Origin of the sequence: Frigoribacterium sp. CFBP 13707 (genome assembly GCF_014842245.1) — a bacterium.
In the GTDB taxonomy this organism is placed as follows: domain Bacteria; phylum Actinomycetota; class Actinomycetes; order Actinomycetales; family Microbacteriaceae; genus Frigoribacterium; species Frigoribacterium endophyticum.
Genome location: NZ_JACYVL010000004.1, coordinates 221485 through 239217 on the forward strand (window position 1 = coordinate 221485; position 17733 = coordinate 239217).

Sequence of the window (17733 nt, forward strand, 5' to 3'; positions counted from 1 at the left end):
GCGGCGCGGCATATCCTCTGCTCATGTCCGATCTGCGCGCCGCCGACCTCCCGCAGCAGACCGTCGAGACGGCACGTCGCTGGGCCGCGGCCGCCGCCGCGTCCCCCGCCGACCGCGACGCCGCGCGCCTCACCGCGGTCGTCCGAGACCCGGACGGGCTCGCCTTCAGCCTCGCGGTCGTCGACGGCGTGCTGGGGGCCGCCGACCCCGCCGTCGCGGCCCGCACGCTCGACGCGCTCAGCCGCTCGATGCCGTCGACGCTGCCCTGGCACCTCCGCGCCGCCGTCTCTGCCGCGGGCGGGTTCGGCCCGCTCGCTCCGCGGTCGGTCATCGGCGTGGCGCGGAAGGCGCTCCGTCGTACGTTGCAGCACCTCGTGGTCGACGCCGCGCCCGAGAAGCGCGGCGCTGCCCTGGCCGCGCTGCGGGCCCGCGAGGGCGTCCGCCTCGACGTCAGCGTGCTGGGCCCGGCGGTGCTCGGCCGGGCCGGCGCCGACCGGCGGCTCGCCGAGCTGACCGCCGTGCTCGGCCACGACGACGTCGCGGGCGTCCGCACGACCGTCGACGCCGTCGTCGGGCCGTCCTCCCCGTGGGCCGTCGACGAGACCAGCGCGCTCGCGGTGGAGCGGCTCACGCCGCTCTACGAGCGGGCCCTGGCCGCCGAGCCCGCCCGGCTGGTGACCCTCGAGGTGACCAGCTCGGCCGACCTCGACCTCACCATCGACGTCTTCACGCGCCTCCTCGACCAGCCTCACCTGCGCGACCTCGTCGCCGGCGTCGCGCTCCCCACCGGCCTGCCCGACTCGCTGCCCTCGCTCCAGCTGCTCACCGACTGGGCGCGCGGCCGCGTCGCCCGCGGCGGCGCCCCGATCCGCGTCCGGCTCTCCGCCGGCGGCGACCCGTCGTCCGCGGTCGCCGAGGCGGACCGCCACGGCTGGGCCGCCGCCACGCCGCCGGCCCCGGTCGAGGCCGACGCCGCCCACCACCGCGTGCTCGACTGGGCGCTGCGCCCCGCCCACGCCGAGGTCGCCCACGTCGCGGTCGCCGCCCGCGGCCGCCTCGACCTCGCCCACGCCTGGACCCTCGCGCGGGCGCGGGAGGTCACGCACCTGCTCGACCTGGAGGCGGAGCTCGGAGCGGCCGAGGCCGACGCCGTGCTGGCCGAGGCCGGCGGGCTCGTGCTGCACGTGCCGGTCGCGCCGCACGCCGAGCCCGACGCGGCCGTCCCGTGGCTGCTCCACCGGCTCAGCGAGTCGGCGGAGGCCACCGCCGACGACCTCGACGCGGCGGTCGAGCGCTGGCTCGCCGCGGCGGAGCTCGCGGCCCGGGGCGACGACCTCGTCACCCGGCCCGCCGCGCCCGGTCACGGCGGGGTCGGCGACACCGACCCGGCCCTCGAGCGCAGTCGGCGGGCCGCCCGTCGCGTCCTGGCCCGCGCCGCGACGTCGCACGCGGGCGTGGAGACCGTCGGCCGCTCCCGCGTGCTCGACCGCGACGCCCTCGAGGAGGTCGTCTCCCGCACGGCCCAGGCCGGCGTCCTGTGGGGCCGCGCCGAGGCCGCCACGCGGGCCCAGCTCCTCGACAGGGCGGCCGCGGCGCTCGCCGCGGCCCGCACGACCCTGGTCGAGGTGCTGGTCGGCGAGACGGGCACCACGGTCGGGGAGGCCGACCACCAGGTCAGCGAGGTGGTCGACGCGGCGCGGCGGCACGCGGCCCTGGCGCGCGGCCTCGAGGGCGTCACGGGAGCGCGCTGGGCGCCTCCCCGGCTGACGGTCGTGGTCTCGGACGCCGCCGCCGCCCTCGCGGCGCCCGCCGAGGGCGCGACCGCGGCCCTCGCCGCCGGCAGCGGCGTCGTGCTGAAGCCCGACCCCCGCGCGCGGCGCACCTCCGCCGTCCTCTGCGAGGTGCTCTGGGCGGCCGGCGTCCCGCCCGAGCTGCTGGCGCTCGCCGAGCTCGACGAGGACGACCTCGGCCGCGACCTCGTCGTGCACCCCGCCGTCGACCGCGTCGTGTTCTCGGGCTCGGTCGAGACGGCCCGCCTTTTCCGGTCGTGGCGGCCCGACCTGCCGCTCACCGCCCGGCTCGACGCCCCCGGGGTCGTCGTCGTGACGCCGAGCGCCGACGTCGACCTCGCCGTCGACGCGATCGTGCGCGGCGCGGTCGCCGGCGCGGGCCGCTCGCGCGTCGCGACCAGCCACGTGCTGCTCGTCGGCTCGGCCGGTGACGACTCCCGCCTGCGCCGGCAGCTCGTCGACGCCGTCACGAGCCTCGAGGTCGGGCGGGCCGACGACCTCTCCACCCGCCTCGGCCCGCTCGTCGAGCCCGCCGGGCCGGCCCTCCGGGCCGCGCTCACGACGCTGCGCGAGGGCGATCGCTGGCTGGTCGAGCCCCGTCAGCTCGACGACGAGGGCGCGCTCTGGTCGCTCGGGGTCGTCGAGGGCGTCGGCGAGCCGGGCGTCGTCGACGAGGCCGTCCGCGGCCCGCTGCTGCGCGTCGTGCGGGTCGCCACGCTCGACGAGGCCCTCGCCCACCAGGCCGCCCTCGGCGGCGGGCACGTGGCCGCCGTCGCCTCGCGCGACGTCGACGAGGTGGCCCGCTGGGTGCGCCGCACCGACGCCGGTGCCCTCGTCGTGAACGGCAGCACCGCCGACGTCGCCGCCCGACGTCAGCCGGCGGCGGGCTGGGGCCGCTCGTCCGTGGGCATGGTCTCGCCGACCGGTGCCGACGCCGTGGTGGCCCAGGGGCGGTGGTGGAGCGTGCCGCGCGAGCCGCAGGCGTCGCTCCGCCTCACCGGCCTGTCGGAGGCGGTGGTGGCGGTCATCGAGGCCGCCCGCTCCGGGCTGTCGTTCGAGCAGTTCGACCGCGTCCGGTCGGGCGCGGTCTCCGACGAGCAGGCCTGGCAGGCGGTCTTCGCCCCCCGGGAGGCCGTCGGAGCCGGCGTCGAGAGGGTCCTGCTGCGGCACCGGGCGCGACCGGTCGTCGTCCGACTCTCGTCCGACGGCGACCTCGCCGACCTGGTGCGCCTCCTCGTGGCGGCGGCGCGGGCCGGCGCCCCGGTCGACGTGAGCTCGCCCGTGCCCCTGCCGGCGGCGCTCGTCCAGCTCGTGCGGGCGCCCGGGGCCCCGCTCCGCGTGGGCGAGATCGTGGTCGAGGGCGACGAGGCGTTCCGTGCCCGGGCGGCCGCCGGCCTGCTGCAGCGCGGCGGCGGGCGGCCCGACCCCCTCGACGACCTCGAGCTGCTGGCCCGGGCGGCCGAGCCCGACGCGGCGGAGGGCGCCTCCGACGACGAGGCCGCCGCCGGGGCCGCGGGAGCCGTCGCGCGGGACGCCCGGGGAGACGGGCACCTGCCCGCCGCCGACCCGGAGGCCGTGGCTCGGTACCGCGACCTCGTCGTCCGGATGGTGGGCGGCGACCCGCGGGCGCTCGCCGTGGCCGTCGGCGGCAGCCTCGACGTCGTCGTGCACGCGGGCGACGTCACGGAGGAGGGGCGGGTCGAGCTGCTGCCCTTCGTGCGCGAGCAGGCGGTGGCGGTGGTCACCCACCGGGCCGGCCACGTCGACCCGGCGTTCCGCGACCTGCGCCTGTAGGGCGCGGGAGTCCGCGCGCGCGCCGCGGGGGCGGCGCGCGTTCGGTGCACGGAGCGCGCCAGGCGCGCGGCGCGCTACGCGGGCTGGCGGCTGATCAGCTTCGACAGCACGATGGCGCTGCGGGTGTGGTCGACGTTCGGGGCGTTCCGGACGCGCTCGAGCGCCTCCTCGAGCGACGGGATGTCGCGGCTGCGCATGTGCACGATCGCGTCGGCGCTGCCCGTGACGGTGCCGGCGTCGACCACCTCCGGCACGGTGCTGAGGATGCGCTGCAGCTCGGCCGGCGACACGGTTCCCCGGCAGAAGAGCTCGACGAACGCCTCCGTGCCGAGTCCGTCGACGGCGGGGTCGACCTGCACCGTGAACCCCTTGATGACGCCGTCGGCCACCAGGCGGTCGACGCGTCGCTTCACGGCGGAGGCGCTGAGGCCCACCGACGAGCCGATGTCGCCGTAGCCCGCCCGGGCGTTCTGGCGCAGCAGGTCGATGATGCCGTAGTCGAGGTTGTCCACATCGGGCATCCTACGCTAGAAAGTTGCGCGGTGGGCCTCGCCTGCGCAACTTAAGTGCGTCCTGAGCGTCCATGATGCGCAGGCTGCGTGTGACACTGGCTGGCGTGAGCATCGCAGCCCCCACCGCCCAGCCCTCCGCAGCCGCCTCGCCGGCGCCGACGCGACGGGCCTCCCGCCGCACGGTGCTGATGTGCCGGCCCGACCACTTCACGGTCAGCTACCGCATCAACCCGTGGATGGACCCGTCGAAGCCGACCTCCACGTCGCTCGCCGTGCGGCAGTGGGAGTCACTTTACGAGACCTACCTCCGGCTCGGCATCCAGGTCGAGCTGATCGACCCGCTGCCCGGTCTGCCCGACATGGTCTACGCGGCCAACGGGGGCTTCGTGCTCGACGGCGTCGCCTACGGCGCCAAGTTCACCTACCCCGAGCGCCAGCCCGAGGGCCCCGCCTACATGGAGTGGTTCCGGGAGGCGGGCCTCCGCGTCGCCGAGCCCGTCGAGGTCAACGAGGGCGAGGGCGACTTCCTCCTCGTGGGCGACGTGATCCTCGCCGGCACGGGCTTCCGCAGCGCCTCCGACTCCCACGCCGAGCTCGCCCGGGTCACCGGTCGCGAGGTCGTCGGCCTGACCCTGGTCGACCCGCGGTTCTACCACCTCGACACCGCGGTGGCCGTGCTCGACCCGGAGCCGGTCGAGGGCGGCGCCCAGAACATCGCCTACCTCGAGAGCGCCTTCGACGAGCCCTCCCTGGCCGTGCTGCGCGAGCGGTTCCCCGACGCCGTCCTGGTCAGCGACGACGACGCGACCATCCTCGGCCTGAACAGCTACAGCGACGGTCTCCACGTGGTGATCGCCGAGAAGGCCACGGGGTTCGCGCGACAGCTGCGCGAGCGGGGCTACGAGCCGGTCGGCGTCGACCTCTCCGAGCTGCTGCTCGGCGGCGGCGGCGTGAAGTGCTGCACCCTGGAGCTGCGACGATGACGATCGACACGACCCGCGCCTCCGGCCCCACCGAGGCGGCCATCGCCGTCGAGGACGCCGCGCTGGCCCACAACTACCACCCGCTGCCCGTGGTCGTCGCGACCGCCGAGGGCGCCTGGGTCACCGACGTCGACGGCCGCCGCTACCTCGACTGCCTCGCCGCGTACTCGGCCGTGAACTTCGGCCACGGCCACCCGACCCTCGTCGCGGCCGCCCGTGACCAGCTCGACCGGGTGACGCTGACCAGCCGGGCGTTCCACAACGACCAGCTCGGCCCGTTCGCCGCCGAGCTCGCCGCCCTGCTCGGCAAGCAGATGGTGCTGCCGATGAACACCGGCGCCGAGGCCGTCGAGTCGGGCGTCAAGGTCGCGCGCGCCTGGGGCTACCGCGTCAAGGGCGTGCGGCCCGGGGCCGCGAAGATCATCGTGGCGTCGGGCAACTTCCACGGCCGCACCACGACGATCATCAGCTTCTCGGACGACGAGGAGGCGCGGGCCGACTTCGGCCCCTACACCCCCGGTTTCGTCACGGTGCCCTACGGCGACTCCGCCGCGCTCGAGGCCGCGATCGACGACGACACGGTGGCCGTGCTGCTCGAGCCGATCCAGGGCGAGGCGGGCGTCGTCGTGCCGCCGGCCGACTACCTGCCCGAGGTGCGCCGCATCACGCGGGAGCGCCGGGTGCTGTTCATCGCCGACGAGATCCAGTCGGGCCTCGGCCGCACCGGCGCGACCGTGAGCTGCGACCTCGTCGACGTCGTGCCCGACCTCTACCTGCTCGGCAAGGCCCTCGGCGGCGGCGTCGTGCCGGTCAGCGCCGTCGTCGGCGACCGCGACGTGCTCGGCGTGCTGCGGCCCGGCGAGCACGGCTCGACGTTCGGCGGCAACCCGCTCGCGGCGGCCGTCGGCCTCGCCGTCGTGCGCATGCTCGCGACCGGCGAGTGGCAAGAGCGGGCCGCGCGGCTCGGCGCCCGCCTGCGCGAGGGCCTCGACGCCCTCATCGGCCGGGGCGTCGTCACCGTGCGCGGCGCCGGGCTGTGGATGGGCGTCGACATCGACCCTGCGGTCGGCACCGGGCGGGAGGTCTGCGAGGAGCTCATGCGCCGCGGCGTCCTCGCGAAGGACACGCACGGCTCGACCATCCGCCTCGCCCCGCCGCTGGTGATCACCGAGGCCGAGGTCGACGAGCTCGTGTCGACGCTCGCGGCCGTGCTGCGCGACCTCCGCGCCTGAGGTCGGGTCGCCGGCCGGCCTGGCCGCCCGGCTGGACCGACCGCCTGGCCGCCCCGGCTGCTCGGCCAGGCCCGGCCGGGCCTCAGCCGCCCGCGCGCCCCTCGGGCTTGACGAAGAGGTAGACGACGCTCCGCCCCGTGCGGTGCTCCTGGGCGTTCGCGAAGCCGAGGCCCTCGAGCAGCTCGCGGTCGTCGTCGGTCAGCACGTCGACCTGGCGCCGGACGATCCAGACCCGGTCGGTGGCGGCGAGGCGCTCCGAGAGCTCGGCGCGGTCGTCGGCGTCGTCGAGCTGGAGCGTCTCGTCGGTGAACCGGCCGGCGGCGATGCCCGAGCTGACGAAGGCCACGTCGTCGAGCCCCGCGAAGCGCTGCGGGTAGGCGTACAGAGCCTGGCGGGGCCGGGTCGAGACGACCCCGGTCGCGTCGAGCAGGACGGCATCGCCCGGGCGGGCCTGCTGCTCGACGTAGCTCGCGACCTGCGCGAGGTCGGCGCCGCCGCCCTTGCCGTCGGGCAGCCGCTGCAGCACGTACGTCGGCACCGAGGCCGCGACCAGCAGGGCGATCAGGGCGATGCTGACCCACCGCCTCCGGAACCCCGTGATGGCGACCGCCAGCAGCAGGCACATGCCCGGCGCCGACCAGGCCACCAGCCGGGCCTGGAAGAGCGGCGCGATGGCGAGGCCGACCAGCAGCATCACGCCGGTCGGCAGCACGACCCAGAGCGCGCCGAGCAGCACGACGCTGCCGGGGGTGCGCGAGCGGTCGCGGAGGCGCGTGCCGAGCAGGATGAGCAGGGCGGCGCCCAGCACGGCGTAGGCCACGGAGGTCGCGAACCAGGGCTCGACGAGCACCGAGTACCAGGTGACGTCGGAGCCCGTCGCGGGGTCGCCGTTGCCCAGCAGCCGAGTGCGCTCGCGGATGACCGTGCCGATCACCGGGGCGGTGACGAGCAGCGCGGCGCCGGTCGAGATGGACCAGCCGAGGAGGCGGTGGCGCGCTCCCCGACGACGTCGCTGCGCCGGGGCGAGCAGCAGGAAGACGCCGTGCACGAGCACGATCGTCGCCATCGGCACGAACACGGCGATGCACGCCGCGAGGCCGGCGCCGTAGGCGACCCACCACCACCGGCTCTGCCGCCGCGAGGCGACCAGGACGAGGACGGTCGCCCAGACGGCGAGGGCGGCGGTGAGGGCGTAGGGCCGGGCCTCCGCCGCCTCGAGGGTCAGCCGGGGCAGCACCGCGTAGATGCCGGCGGCGAGGACGGCCGTCGTGCGCGTCGTCAGCATCCGCACGAGCACCAGGAGGCCCGCGGCGCCGGCCCCCGCGGCGAGGGCGCTCGGCAGGCGGGTCGAGAGGGTGCTCTCGCCGAACAGGGTCGTCCAGGCGTGCATCACCACGTAGTAGGCGGTGTGCACGGCGTCCCGCTGGTGGGTGAACTCGAGCAGCGAACCGAGGGGCAGGCGGGCGGCCTGGAGGGTGGTCGCCTCGTCGCTCCAGTACGACGGCACCCACGACGCCGCGAAGCCCACCAGCAGCGCCGCCAGGCCGGCGACCACGGGGTCGAGCCAGCGGCTGCGGGGGTGTGCGACCGCGGGGTCGTGCCCGATGCTCACGCGACGGCGGCCCGGAGGTCAGGGGAGCCGGGCCCCGCGGCGGCGGGGCCCTCGGCGTGGCTCTCGGCAGCTGGGCACGGCATCGATCCGTGGACCTCTCGGTTCTTCGGGCGCGGGGACGGTCGTCCGATGCTAGCGGGTGCCCCTCCGACGCGTCGCGAGCGACCCCGGGGGGAGCTGCGAGCGGGCCCGGGCGGGCCGGGAGCGAGCCCCGGGCACGTCGGCAGCGCGCCGGGCAACGAGAAAGCCCCCGGCGGGGCCGGGGGCTTCGTGGTGGCTGGACGCGGCGTCGATCCGCGGACCTTTCGATTTTCAGTCGAACGCTCTACCAACTGAGCTACCCAGCCGAGGGAGCCGTAGCTCCTGGTGAGAGGCGGTGCCTCTCGGACGGGGTGACCCGTCGCTGCGACCCTGACCGGACTTGAACCGGCGACCTCCGCCGTGACAGGGCGGCGCGCTAACCAACTGCGCTACAGGGCCAAACTGGTGGTGCGTGGTGTTTCCGTGAACGATGCTACCGGACTCGAGACCATTGCTGGAACCGTGACCCCAACGGGATTCGAACCCGTGCTGCCGCCGTGAAAGGGCGGTGTCCTAGGCCACTAAACGATGGGGCCGAGTGACCTCGGAAGATCACAGAGCAACCGAGGAAGGAGCATACGCAACCCGCGGCCACGATGCAAACCGGGGAGGCGCCTCCCCGGTCCAGGAGGGTCCCTCACGACCGCGACGCCCCGTCGCCACACCGACGGGGGTCTCGCTCGGAGGGGGGAGCGGGAGCTAGGTTCGACCTGTCCTTGATGCTTGGTCGCGACGGCCCTGCGCCCGGCCGGGCGGAGCCGCACGGCGCCTCGACCACGACGAACCGGTGATGCCTCATGATCTCGACCTCCCCCCGACGGCCGCGTGCCGCCCGCGGCCTCCTCACGAGCAGCGACCGCCGCCCCGTCCGCCTCGCCCTCGTCGCCGCCGCCCTCTCGCTGGCCGTCACCGGCAGCGTGCTCGCCGCCCCCACTCCCGCCCGGGCCGCCGACTACCCCACGTGGGAGCAGGTCGCCGCCGCCCAGGCGAACACGGACGCGAAGGCCGCCGAGATCGCCACCATCACGGGCCTCCTCGCCCAGCTCTCGACCGACCTCGAGGCCGCGAACGCCGACGCCGTCGCGAAGGGCGCGGCCTACGAGGAGGCGCAGACCGCCTACGACCAGGCCGAGTTCAAGCTCGGCCAGCTGCAGGACCAGGCCGACGCCGCGGACGCCGTCGCCGCCGCCAGCGAGGAGCGCGCGGGCCAGCTCGCCGCCCAGCTCGGCCGCTCGTCGGGCGGCAACGACATCAGCAGCAGCCTGATCGCCGACCCGGGCGACGCCAACGAGCTGCTGTACAAGATCGGCGCCATGTCGAAGCTGACCGAGCAGGCCGACGGCATCTACTCGCAGGCCACGCAGGACCGCAACACCGCCCAGTCGCTCAGCGACCAGGCCGACGTCGCCGCCACGGCGCTCAAGGCCCTGGCCGTCGAGGCGGAGGACGCGCTGGCGGCGGCCAACGAGGCCGCCCAGGCCGCGGCGGACGCCGTGGCCGCCCAGGAGGAGAACAAGAGCCGGCTCGACACGCAGCTCGCGATCCTCCAGTCGGACCTCACCACGACCAAGGAGGAGTTCGAGAAGGGCGAGGCCGAGCGCAAGGCCGCCGAGGCCGCCGCCGCCGCCGAGGCGGCCCGCCTGGGCAGCCCCACGAACGGCACCCCCACCGGCGTCGTCTCGAGCGCCGGCTGGACGCGCCCGTCGGGCGGGAACATCTCGAGCGGCTTCGGCATGCGGGTGAACCCGGTCACGCACGCCTACATCCTGCACGCGGGCACCGACCTCGCCGCGGCCTGCGGCACGCCGATCTTCGCGGCGACGAGCGGCACGGTGAGCTACGCCGGCTGGTACGGCGGCTACGGCAACTTCGTCCTGCTCGACAACGGCGGCGGCGTCACCACCGGCTACGGGCACCAGCCGAACGGCGGCATCACGGTGAGCGTGGGCCAGCACGTCGAGGTCGGGCAGCAGATCGGCCACGTCGGCTCGACCGGCAACTCGACCGGATGCCACCTGCACTTCGAGACGCGCGTCGGCGGCACGCCCGCCAACCCGGTCGACTTCATGGCGCAGCGCGGCATCCGCCTCTAGCGGCACGACGACGGAGGGCCCGACACCAGCAGGTGTCGGGCCCTCCGGCGTCGGCGGGTGCGGGTCAGTGGCCCTCGGCCGCCAGCTTCACGATGCCGGCCTCGACGATGGCCTCGGCCTCGGCGGCGTCGCCCCAGCCCTCGGTCTTGACCCACTTGCCGGGCTCGAGGTCCTTGTAGTGCTCGAAGAAGTGCTCGATCTCCTTGCGGAGGAACTCCGGCACGTCGGTGACGTCCTGGATGTGCTCCCAGCGCGGGTCCTTCGCCGGCACGGCGATGACCTTGGCGTCGCTGCCGCCGTCGTCGGTCATGTTGAAGACGCCCACGGGGCGGACCTTCACGCCCACGCCGGGGAAGAGCGGGTAGTCGAGCAGCACGAGCACGTCGACGGGATCGCCGTCGAGGCCGAGGGTGTTCTCGAAGAACCCGTAGTCGGTCGGGTAGACGAAGCCGGTGAAGAGCACGCGGTCGAGGTAGACGCGACCGGTCTCGTGGTCGACCTCGTACTTGTTGCGGCTTCCCTTGGGGATCTCGATCACGGCGTCGTACGCGGCCATGGGTGCTCCTGGTTCAGTCGTGGGGGTGCCGACCAGACCGGTCGGCGGCTGCCGGTAACGTTACAAGATGCCCGACAGACCGCGTCTGACCCCCGCCATGGCCGACGTCCGCCGGGCCGTCCGCGGCTCCCTCGGCGACCTGGCCGCCGACTCCCTCGTGCTCGTCGCCCTGAGCGGCGGGCCCGACTCGCTGGCGCTCGCCGCGGCGACCGCGTTCGAGGCGCCCCGGGCGGGGCTGCGGGCCGGAGCCGTCGTGGTCGACCACGGGCTGCAGGCCGGGTCGGCCGAGGTGGCGGCCGCGGCCGCTTCCCAGGCGACGGCGCTCGGGCTCGCCCCGGTGGTCGTCCGCCGCGTCGCCGTCGGCGTCGAGGGCGGCCCGGAGGGGGCAGCCCGGGAGGCGCGCTACCGGGCCCTGCGCGAGGTCACGGCCGAGACCGGTGCGGTCGCGGTGCTCCTCGGCCACACCCTCGACGACCAGGCCGAGACCGTGCTGCTCGGGCTCGCGCGGGGGAGCGGGCCCACCAGCCTGCACGGGATGGACGCGGTGCGGGGGCCGTGGCGACGGCCGCTGCTGGCCGTCCGGCGGGAGACGACCCGCGCCTCCTGCGCCGACCTCGGGCTGGACCCCTGGCTCGACCCGCACAACGACGACGCCTCGTTCGCCCGCGTGCGCGTCCGGCAGGTCGTGCTGCCGGTGCTCGAGCGCGAGCTCGGCCCCGGCGTCGCGGAGGCCCTCGTCCGCACCGCGGCGCAGCTGCGCGAGGACTCCGAGGCGCTCGACCACTTCGCCGAGGAGCAGGCCGAGGAGGTCGCCGACCACGCCGAGGCCGGCATCTCGCTCGACGTCCGTGCGCTCGCGGCCGACCCGGCCGCGCTCCGACAGCGCTTGATCCGGCTGGCCGTCGAGGGCGAGTTCGGTGTGGTCCTCAGCCGCGCGCAGACCCTCGAGGTCGCCCGCCTCGTGACCGACTGGCACGGCCAGGGAGCCGTCTCGTTGCCGGGCGTTACAGTGGAGCGCACCGGGGGCGTGCTGCACTTCAGCGCCGCCGGCACCGCCTGAGGCCCGGCCGCTCGACCAGCGCCGCCGCCCCTCGCCCCCGACGTCGTCACCTCCGACGTCGTCGCCCCCACCCCGTCATCCCCGACCCCCCAGGAGAACGCGCGCCCATGGAACTCAGCGACATCGACGGCGACCTCACCAGCGTCCTCTACACCGAGGAGCAGATCCACGCGAAGATCGCGGAGGTCGCCCGCCAGGTCGAGGTCGACTACGCCGGCCGTGACCCGCTGCTCGTGGGCGTGCTCAAGGGCGCCGTCATGGTGATGGCCGACTTCGCGCGCGAGCTGAAGCTCAACGCGCCGATGGACTGGATGGCCGTGTCGTCGTACGGCTCGGGGACGAAGTCGTCGGGCGTCGTGCGCATCCTGAAAGACCTGGACACCGACCTGCACGGTCGCGACGTCATCATCGTCGAGGACATCATCGACTCGGGCCTGACCCTCTCGTGGCTGCTCGAGAACCTCAAGAGCCGCGGTGCCGCCTCCGTCGAGATCTTCGCCCTGCTCCGCAAGCCTGCCGCTGCCAAGGTGCAGGTCGACGTGAAGTACGTCGGCTACGAGATCCCCAACGACTTCGTCGTGGGGTACGGCCTCGACTTCGACGAGAAGTACCGCAACCTGCGCGGCGTCGGGGTGCTGGCGCCCCACGTCTACAGCTGACCGGGGCCCGGGCGGGCTGAGGGCCCGACGGGGGCCGTTGCCCCAGTGAGGGGCTCCCCGACCGCTCAGAGCGAACACCCACCAGCCCCCGAGGGGACGCGAGGTAACCTCTCCCTCACGTTCTCCCTGCAGAAAGGTGTCGGGCTCCGCCCGTACTGACATGGACCTCAAGAAACTCTTCCGCGGACCGATCATCTACGTCGTGATCGCGGTGCTCGGCATCGGGATCGGCTGGAGCGTCATCAGCGCCTCCGGCTCGACGCGCGTGTCGACCCAGAAGGGCCTCGAGGCTCTGAACGACGACAAGGTCTCCTCGGCGACCATCTTCAGCAACGAGCAGCGCGTCGACCTCGTCCTGAAGGACGGCGACGAGCAGCAGCAGTTCTACTACGCGACCCCCCGCGGCGACGAGGTCGTCCAGGCGGTCGACGACGCGAAGCTCGAGAGCTTCGACGACAACGTCACGCAGGGCAACTGGTTCCTCTCGCTGCTGAGCGTCCTCCTGCCCTTCGTGATCATCGGCGCCATCTTCTGGTTCCTGCTCTCGTCGATGCAGGGCGGCGGCAGCAAGGTCATGCAGTTCGGCAAGTCCAAGGCCAAGCTCGCGTCGAAGGAGACGCCGCAGGTCATGTTCACCGACGTGGCCGGCGCCGACGAGGCCATCGAGGAGCTCGAGGAGATCAAGGAGTTCCTCAAGGAGCCCGCGAAGTTCCAGGCCGTCGGTGCGCGCATCCCCAAGGGCGTGCTGCTCTACGGCCCTCCCGGCACCGGCAAGACCCTGCTGGCCCGCGCCGTCGCCGGCGAGGCCGGCGTGCCGTTCTTCTCGATCTCCGGCTCGGACTTCGTCGAGATGTTCGTCGGCGTCGGCGCCAGCCGAGTCCGTGACCTCTTCGAGCAGGCCAAGCAGAACTCCCCCGCCATCATCTTCGTCGACGAGATCGACGCCGTCGGCCGCCACCGCGGCGCCGGCGTCGGCGGCGGCAACGACGAGCGCGAGCAGACGCTGAACCAGCTGCTCGTCGAGATGGACGGCTTCGACGTCAAGACCAACGTCATCCTGATCGCGGCGACCAACCGTCCCGACGTGCTCGACCCCGCCCTCCTGCGCCCCGGCCGCTTCGACCGCCAGATCGGCGTCGACGCCCCGGGCCTCGACGGCCGCAAGCAGATCCTCGAAGTGCACGGCAAGGGCAAGCCCCTCGCCGCCTCCGTCAACCTCGAGGTGCTGGCCCGCAAGACGCCGGGCTTCACCGGTGCCGACCTGGCGAACGTGCTCAACGAGGCTGCGCTGCTGACGGCTCGCTCGAACGCGCAGCTGATCGACAACCGCGCCCTCGACGAGGCCGTCGACCGCGTCATGGCCGGCCCGCAGCGCCGCAGCCGCATCATGAACGACCACGAGAAGCTCATCACCGCGTACCACGAGGGCGGCCACGCCCTCGCCGCCGCGGCGATGCGCCACACCGACCCGGTCACGAAGATCACGATCCTGCCGCGCGGCCGTGCCCTGGGCTACACGATGGTGCTTCCCCTGGAGGACAAGTACAGCGTGACCCGCAACGAGCTGCTCGACCAGCTCACCTACGCCATGGGCGGCCGCGTCGCGGAGGAGCTCGTCTTCCACGACCCGACCACCGGTGCCTCGAACGACATCGAGAAGGCCACGGGCACCGCCCGCAAGATGGTCACCGAGTTCGGCATGAGCAACAAGGTCGGCTCGGTCAAGCTCGGCCAGGGCTCGGGCGAGCAGTTCATGGGCCGCGACATGGGCCAGCGCGACTACTCGGAGACGATCGCCGAGACCGTCGACGCCGAGGTGCGCGTGCTGCTCGAGCAGGCGCACGACGAGGCCTGGGCCGTCATCAACGACAACCGCGACATCCTCGACCACCTCGCCGCCGAGCTCCTCGAGAAGGAGACCCTCGACCACGACGAGCTGGCGGAGATCTTCAAGGACGTCAAGAAGCTGCCCGAGCGCCCGCAGTGGCTCTCCAGCGACAAGCGCCCCGTGTCGGACCGCCCCGCGATCCCGATGCCGACGAAGGCGCCCGTCGACGCCGACGCCGTCGACGGCGGGGTCGGCTCCGAGCCGGAGCCCGAGGGCCTCACGACCCGCAAGCGCCCGCCGCGCACCGCTCCCGGCATCGCCACGGCCTGAGCGGGCCACCCGACCGGGGCGGTGTGGAGCTCCCGCCCCGGTCGGTAGCCTGGTCAGTCGAACCGTAGGCCTGATGGCAAGGAGCACCTCGTGACCGACTCGCCGACCGGCGGCTCCCGCCGCGACCCGGCCGCCGCGCCCGACGCTCCGGCGTGGAGGCGGCCCCGCGGGCGCGAGCGGTACCCCGACCCGGTCGAGGTCGACGCTCCGCCGACGTCGGCCCCGGCCTCCGGCACGGAGCGACGCCTCGCGCTCGCCCTCGACGAGACGGCCGCCGTCCGGCCGCCCGCCCAGCTCCCTCCCGTGACGCACACTCCGGCGACGCGGGCAGCGGCGGAGGTGCCCGCCGCGGTGATCCGCGTGCCGCCGGCCCGGACCCCGGCGCAGCCGACGCCGACTCCCGCCGAGTCGCCCTCGGCGCAGCCCGCGCAGCCGACGCCGGCGCGCGACGCCGTGTCGCGACGCGCGGTCTCGACCCCCGTGCAGGCGGGCGGCGAGGCCGAGCCGACCCGCGCCTCCGGCCGTCGCCTCGTCGCGGGGGGCCGCTTCGACGGCCCGCTGCCCGTCGGCGCCGAGCGCACCCGGGTCGGCTCGCACGCCGCCCCCGGGCTGGTCGACGGGCCCCCGCGCTCCTCGGTCGAGCCCGGCCGGCCCCGTGGTGAGCGCGCACGGCGTCGGGGAGCCGACGCGGCGCCCGTCGTCGTCCGGTCCCGCCCGGCCGTCCCGCTCGACCTGCTGCCCGCCGACGGAGGCCGCGCCCTGGTGATGGGCATCCTCAACGTGACCCCCGACTCCTTCAGCGACGGCGGTCGCTGGGTCGGCCTCGGCGCGGCCCTCGACCACGCGCGCGAGCTGGTCGCCGCGGGTGCCGACCTCGTCGACGTCGGCGGCGAGTCGACGCGCCCCGGGGCGTCCCGGGTCGACCCCCTCGAGGAGCAGCGCCGGGTGCTGCCCGTCGTCCGCGAGCTGGCGTCCGAGGGCGTACGGGTCAGCGTCGACACGATGAACGCCTCCACGGCGCGCGCCGCCGTCGAGGCCGGCGCCGACGTCATCAACGACGTCTCGGGCGGCCTCGCCGACGACGCGATGGCCGACGTGGCCGCCGAGACCGAGCGGCTCTTCGTCGCCATGCACTGGCGCGGTCACCTCGAGCACGGCCGCGGCGCGCCCGACTACGGCGGCGACGTCGCCCGCCGCGTCCGCGACGAGCTCGCCGCCCGCGTCGACGCCCTCGCGGGCCGGGGCGTGCGCCTCGACCGCCTCGTGCTCGACCCCGGCGTCGGCTTCTCGAAGGACGCCGCCCAGAACTGGCGCGTGCTCGCGGCCCTGCCCGAGCTGGCCCGCCTCGGCCAGCCGCTGTTGGTGGGGGCGTCGCGCAAGAGGTTCCTCGGCGAGCTGCTGCCCGACGGCGCTCCGCCCGAGCACCGCGACCTCCCCACCGCCGTGGTGAGCGTGCTCGCGGCCCAGGCCGGCGTGTGGGCGGTGCGCGTGCACGACGCGGCCGGCACCCGCGTCGCCCTCGACGTGCTGCACGCCTGGCAGGGCGCCGCCGTGCCCGCGCGACCGGCGAGGCACGCGTGACCGCCGAGGTGCCGGTGGGCGGCGTCGCGGACGCCGCCGGCGCTGCTGCCGCCGGCGCTGCTCCCGCCGCCCCGGCCCTCCGTCTCGTGCCGCGCGGCCTGGACGTGCTGCGCCTGAGCGGCGTGCGGGCCACCGGCCACCACGGCGTCTTCCAGCACGAGCGCCGCGACGGCCAGGAGTTCGTGGTCGACGTCGTCGTGCACCTCGACGCCGCGCCGGCCGCCGACGGCGACGACCTCGCGCAGACCGTCCACTACGGCGTGCTCGCCGAGCAGCTCGTCGCCGCCGTCGAGCGCGACCCGGTCGACCTCGTCGAGACCCTCGCCGAGCGGCTCGCGCACGTCGTGCTGTCGTTCCCCGCCGCGGTGCGGGCCGAGGTCACGGTGCACAAGCCCCACGCGCCGATCACGGTGCCGTTCGGCGACGTGTCGATCACCGTCGTCCGGGAGCGCGCGTGAGCACGGCGGGGCCCGCGCGCTCCGGCCCCGGCTCCGTCCCGGTCCCCGGCTCCCCCACCGCGCCTCCCGGGCCCCTCGCCCGTCGCGCGGTGATCGCGCTCGGCTCCAACCTCGGCGACCGCGACGGGCTGCTCCGCGACGCCGTCGCGGCCCTCGACGCCGTCGACGGGGTGCACGTCGTCGCAGCGTCCGCCCCCGTCTCGTCGGTGGCCGTCACGCTCGACGGGCCCGACGAGAGCAAGCCCGACTACCTCAACGCCGTCGCCCTCGTCGACACCACCCTCGGGGGTCTCGACCTGCTGGCGGCCCTGCAGTCGATCGAGTCCGACCGGGGCCGGGTGCGCACCGAGCGCTGGGGGGACCGCACCCTCGACCTCGACGTGGTCGTGCTCGGCGACGACGAGAGCGACGACCCGCGCCTCACGCTGCCCCACCCGCGCGCCGCCGGGCGGGCCTTCGTGCTCGAGCCCTGGCTGCAGGTCGAGCCGGAGGCGCGGCTCGGCCGGGCAGGGCGCGTCGCCGACCTGCTCGCCGCGCTGCCCGACCGCACCCGGCCGGTCGCGGGAGCCGGCGCGCTCTGGCCGCCCGCCGAGCGTGCTCCCACCGCCGTGCGCTCCGAGCCCGCCGCCCCCGCCCCCGACCACACCCCCGGAGCCGACGCGTGAGACACACCCGCCCCGCCACCCTGATCGGCCTCGCCGTCGTCGCCCTCGTGGTCGGCTTCGTGCTCGACGCGGCGCTCGTCGCGACCGGTCGGCCGTCGATCGTGCCGCCCGTGGTGCTCGGGCTCGTGCTGCTCGCCATCGGCGGCATCGTCGTGACGATGGCGATGCCGGTCCGCCGCGTGGCCCGGGGCTCGCGCACCGAGCGCGTCGACCCGTACTACGCGACCCGGGTGCTGCTGCTCGCGAAGGCCAGCAGCCTGGCCGGGGCGCTCTTCGGCGGCGGCGCCGGCGGGGTCCTGCTGTTCATGACGACGCGCGGCGTGGGGGTGGCAGTAGGCTCCGTCGTGCCCGCGGTCGTGGCCGTCGTGGGGGGCCTCGGCCTCCTCGTCGGGGGGATCGTCGCCGAGCACATGTGCACCGTGCCGCCCGGTGACGACGACGACGGCGGGCCGGGGGCCCAGGCCGCCTGAGAGCACGCCCGCCGACCGCACCGCCCCGG

14 protein-coding genes and 3 tRNA genes are annotated in these 17733 nt (G+C 75.3%); 11 read left to right on the forward strand and 6 right to left on the reverse strand.

The window, feature by feature from the left end; translation table 11 throughout:
• Positions 1-23 precede the first annotated feature (23 nt).
• A complete protein-coding gene (locus IFT45_RS10510; protein WP_192128050.1) occupies positions 24-3584 on the forward strand; it encodes a proline dehydrogenase family protein in 3561 nt (1186 codons plus the stop codon).
• Positions 3585-3658: 74 nt separating this feature from the next.
• On the opposite strand, the gene IFT45_RS10515 is transcribed toward IFT45_RS10510, so the two are convergent.
• Positions 3659-4096, reverse strand: a complete 438-nt coding sequence (locus IFT45_RS10515) for an Lrp/AsnC family transcriptional regulator (RefSeq protein ID WP_056057962.1) — start codon at positions 4094-4096, stop codon at positions 3659-3661.
• Positions 4097-4200: 104 nt separating this feature from the next.
• Here IFT45_RS10515 and ddaH point away from each other — a divergent pair, with 104 nt between their 5' ends.
• Positions 4201-5079, forward strand: coding sequence for a dimethylargininase (gene ddaH, locus IFT45_RS10520; RefSeq protein ID WP_371810962.1), 879 nt, complete (start codon positions 4201-4203; stop codon positions 5077-5079).
• Positions 5076-6311 (forward strand): ornithine--oxo-acid transaminase, encoded by a 1236-nt coding sequence (gene rocD / locus IFT45_RS10525; protein WP_192128052.1) that lies wholly within the window; start codon positions 5076-5078, stop codon positions 6309-6311. The genes ddaH and rocD overlap by 4 nt, the downstream gene beginning before the upstream one ends.
• An 82-nt stretch (positions 6312-6393) precedes the next feature.
• Here the strand turns inward: rocD and IFT45_RS10530 are convergent, their stop codons facing one another.
• The 4 genes from IFT45_RS10530 to IFT45_RS10545 form a co-directional block, all read right to left on the reverse strand.
• Positions 6394-7923 (reverse strand): glycosyltransferase family 39 protein, encoded by a 1530-nt coding sequence (locus tag IFT45_RS10530; RefSeq protein WP_192046422.1) that lies wholly within the window; start codon positions 7921-7923, stop codon positions 6394-6396.
• 271 nt (positions 7924-8194) lie between these two features.
• Positions 8195-8270: transfer RNA gene (locus IFT45_RS10535), tRNA-Phe, on the reverse strand.
• 59 nt (positions 8271-8329) lie between these two features.
• Positions 8330-8403 (reverse strand) — tRNA-Asp (locus IFT45_RS10540).
• A 64-nt stretch (positions 8404-8467) separates the two neighbouring features.
• Positions 8468-8540 (reverse strand) — tRNA-Glu (locus IFT45_RS10545).
• Between the two features lie 261 nt (positions 8541-8801).
• Between IFT45_RS10545 and IFT45_RS10550 the strand changes: the two genes are divergently transcribed.
• A complete protein-coding gene (locus IFT45_RS10550; RefSeq protein WP_056057951.1) occupies positions 8802-10097 on the forward strand; it encodes a M23 family metallopeptidase in 1296 nt (431 codons plus the stop codon).
• 64 nt (positions 10098-10161) lie between these two features.
• On the opposite strand, the gene ppa is transcribed toward IFT45_RS10550, so the two are convergent.
• Positions 10162-10653, reverse strand: a complete 492-nt coding sequence (gene ppa, locus IFT45_RS10555; RefSeq protein ID WP_056057947.1) for an inorganic diphosphatase — start codon at positions 10651-10653, stop codon at positions 10162-10164.
• Between the two features lie 67 nt (positions 10654-10720).
• On the opposite strand from ppa, the gene tilS reads away from it, so the two are divergent.
• The 7 genes from tilS (at position 10721) to IFT45_RS10590 (ending at position 17704) form a co-directional block, all read left to right on the forward strand.
• Positions 10721-11713: a tRNA lysidine(34) synthetase TilS gene (tilS, locus tag IFT45_RS10560; protein WP_192128053.1), complete on the forward strand. Its 993-nt coding sequence runs from the start codon at positions 10721-10723 to the stop codon at positions 11711-11713.
• 107 nt (positions 11714-11820) lie between these two features.
• Positions 11821-12372, forward strand: coding sequence for a hypoxanthine phosphoribosyltransferase (hpt, locus tag IFT45_RS10565; RefSeq protein WP_056057941.1), 552 nt, complete (start codon positions 11821-11823; stop codon positions 12370-12372).
• A gap of 160 nt (positions 12373-12532) precedes the next feature.
• Positions 12533-14530 (forward strand): ATP-dependent zinc metalloprotease FtsH, encoded by a 1998-nt coding sequence (ftsH, locus tag IFT45_RS10570; RefSeq protein WP_056057937.1) that lies wholly within the window; start codon positions 12533-12535, stop codon positions 14528-14530.
• A 90-nt stretch (positions 14531-14620) separates the two neighbouring features.
• Entirely contained in the window at positions 14621-16111 is a 1491-nt protein-coding gene (folP, locus tag IFT45_RS17850) for a dihydropteroate synthase (protein ID WP_371810963.1), read from the forward strand.
• Positions 16108-16569, forward strand: coding sequence for a dihydroneopterin aldolase (folB, locus tag IFT45_RS10580; protein WP_371810964.1), 462 nt, complete (start codon positions 16108-16110; stop codon positions 16567-16569). The genes folP and folB overlap by 4 nt, the downstream gene beginning before the upstream one ends.
• Positions 16566-17234 carry a 2-amino-4-hydroxy-6-hydroxymethyldihydropteridine diphosphokinase gene (gene folK, locus IFT45_RS10585; RefSeq protein ID WP_192128055.1) on the forward strand — a complete coding sequence of 223 codons (669 nt, stop codon included), beginning with the start codon at positions 16566-16568 and terminating at the stop codon, positions 17232-17234. Before folB ends, folK begins: the two co-directional genes overlap by 4 nt.
• Positions 17231-17704, forward strand: a complete 474-nt coding sequence (locus tag IFT45_RS10590) for a DUF3180 family protein (protein WP_167260846.1) — start codon at positions 17231-17233, stop codon at positions 17702-17704. The genes folK and IFT45_RS10590 overlap by 4 nt, the downstream gene beginning before the upstream one ends.
• Positions 17705-17733: the final 29 nt, after the last annotated feature.

Excerpts from the sequence above, each read along its gene's own strand:
- ppa (WP_056057947.1), bottom strand. The coding sequence starts at position 10,653 with ATGGCCGCGTACGACGCCGTGATCGAGATCCCCAAGGGAAGCCGCAAC.
- IFT45_RS10550 (WP_056057951.1), top strand. The coding sequence starts at position 8,802 with ATGATCTCGACCTCCCCCCGACGGCCGCGTGCCGCCCGCGGCCTCCTC.
- ftsH (WP_056057937.1), top strand. The coding sequence starts at position 12,533 with ATGGACCTCAAGAAACTCTTCCGCGGACCGATCATCTACGTCGTGATC.
- rocD (WP_192128052.1), top strand. The coding sequence starts at position 5,076 with ATGACGATCGACACGACCCGCGCCTCCGGCCCCACCGAGGCGGCCATC.
- tilS (WP_192128053.1), top strand. The coding sequence starts at position 10,721 with ATGCCCGACAGACCGCGTCTGACCCCCGCCATGGCCGACGTCCGCCGG.
- hpt (WP_056057941.1), top strand. The coding sequence starts at position 11,821 with ATGGAACTCAGCGACATCGACGGCGACCTCACCAGCGTCCTCTACACC.
- IFT45_RS10510 (WP_192128050.1), top strand. The coding sequence starts at position 24 with ATGTCCGATCTGCGCGCCGCCGACCTCCCGCAGCAGACCGTCGAGACG.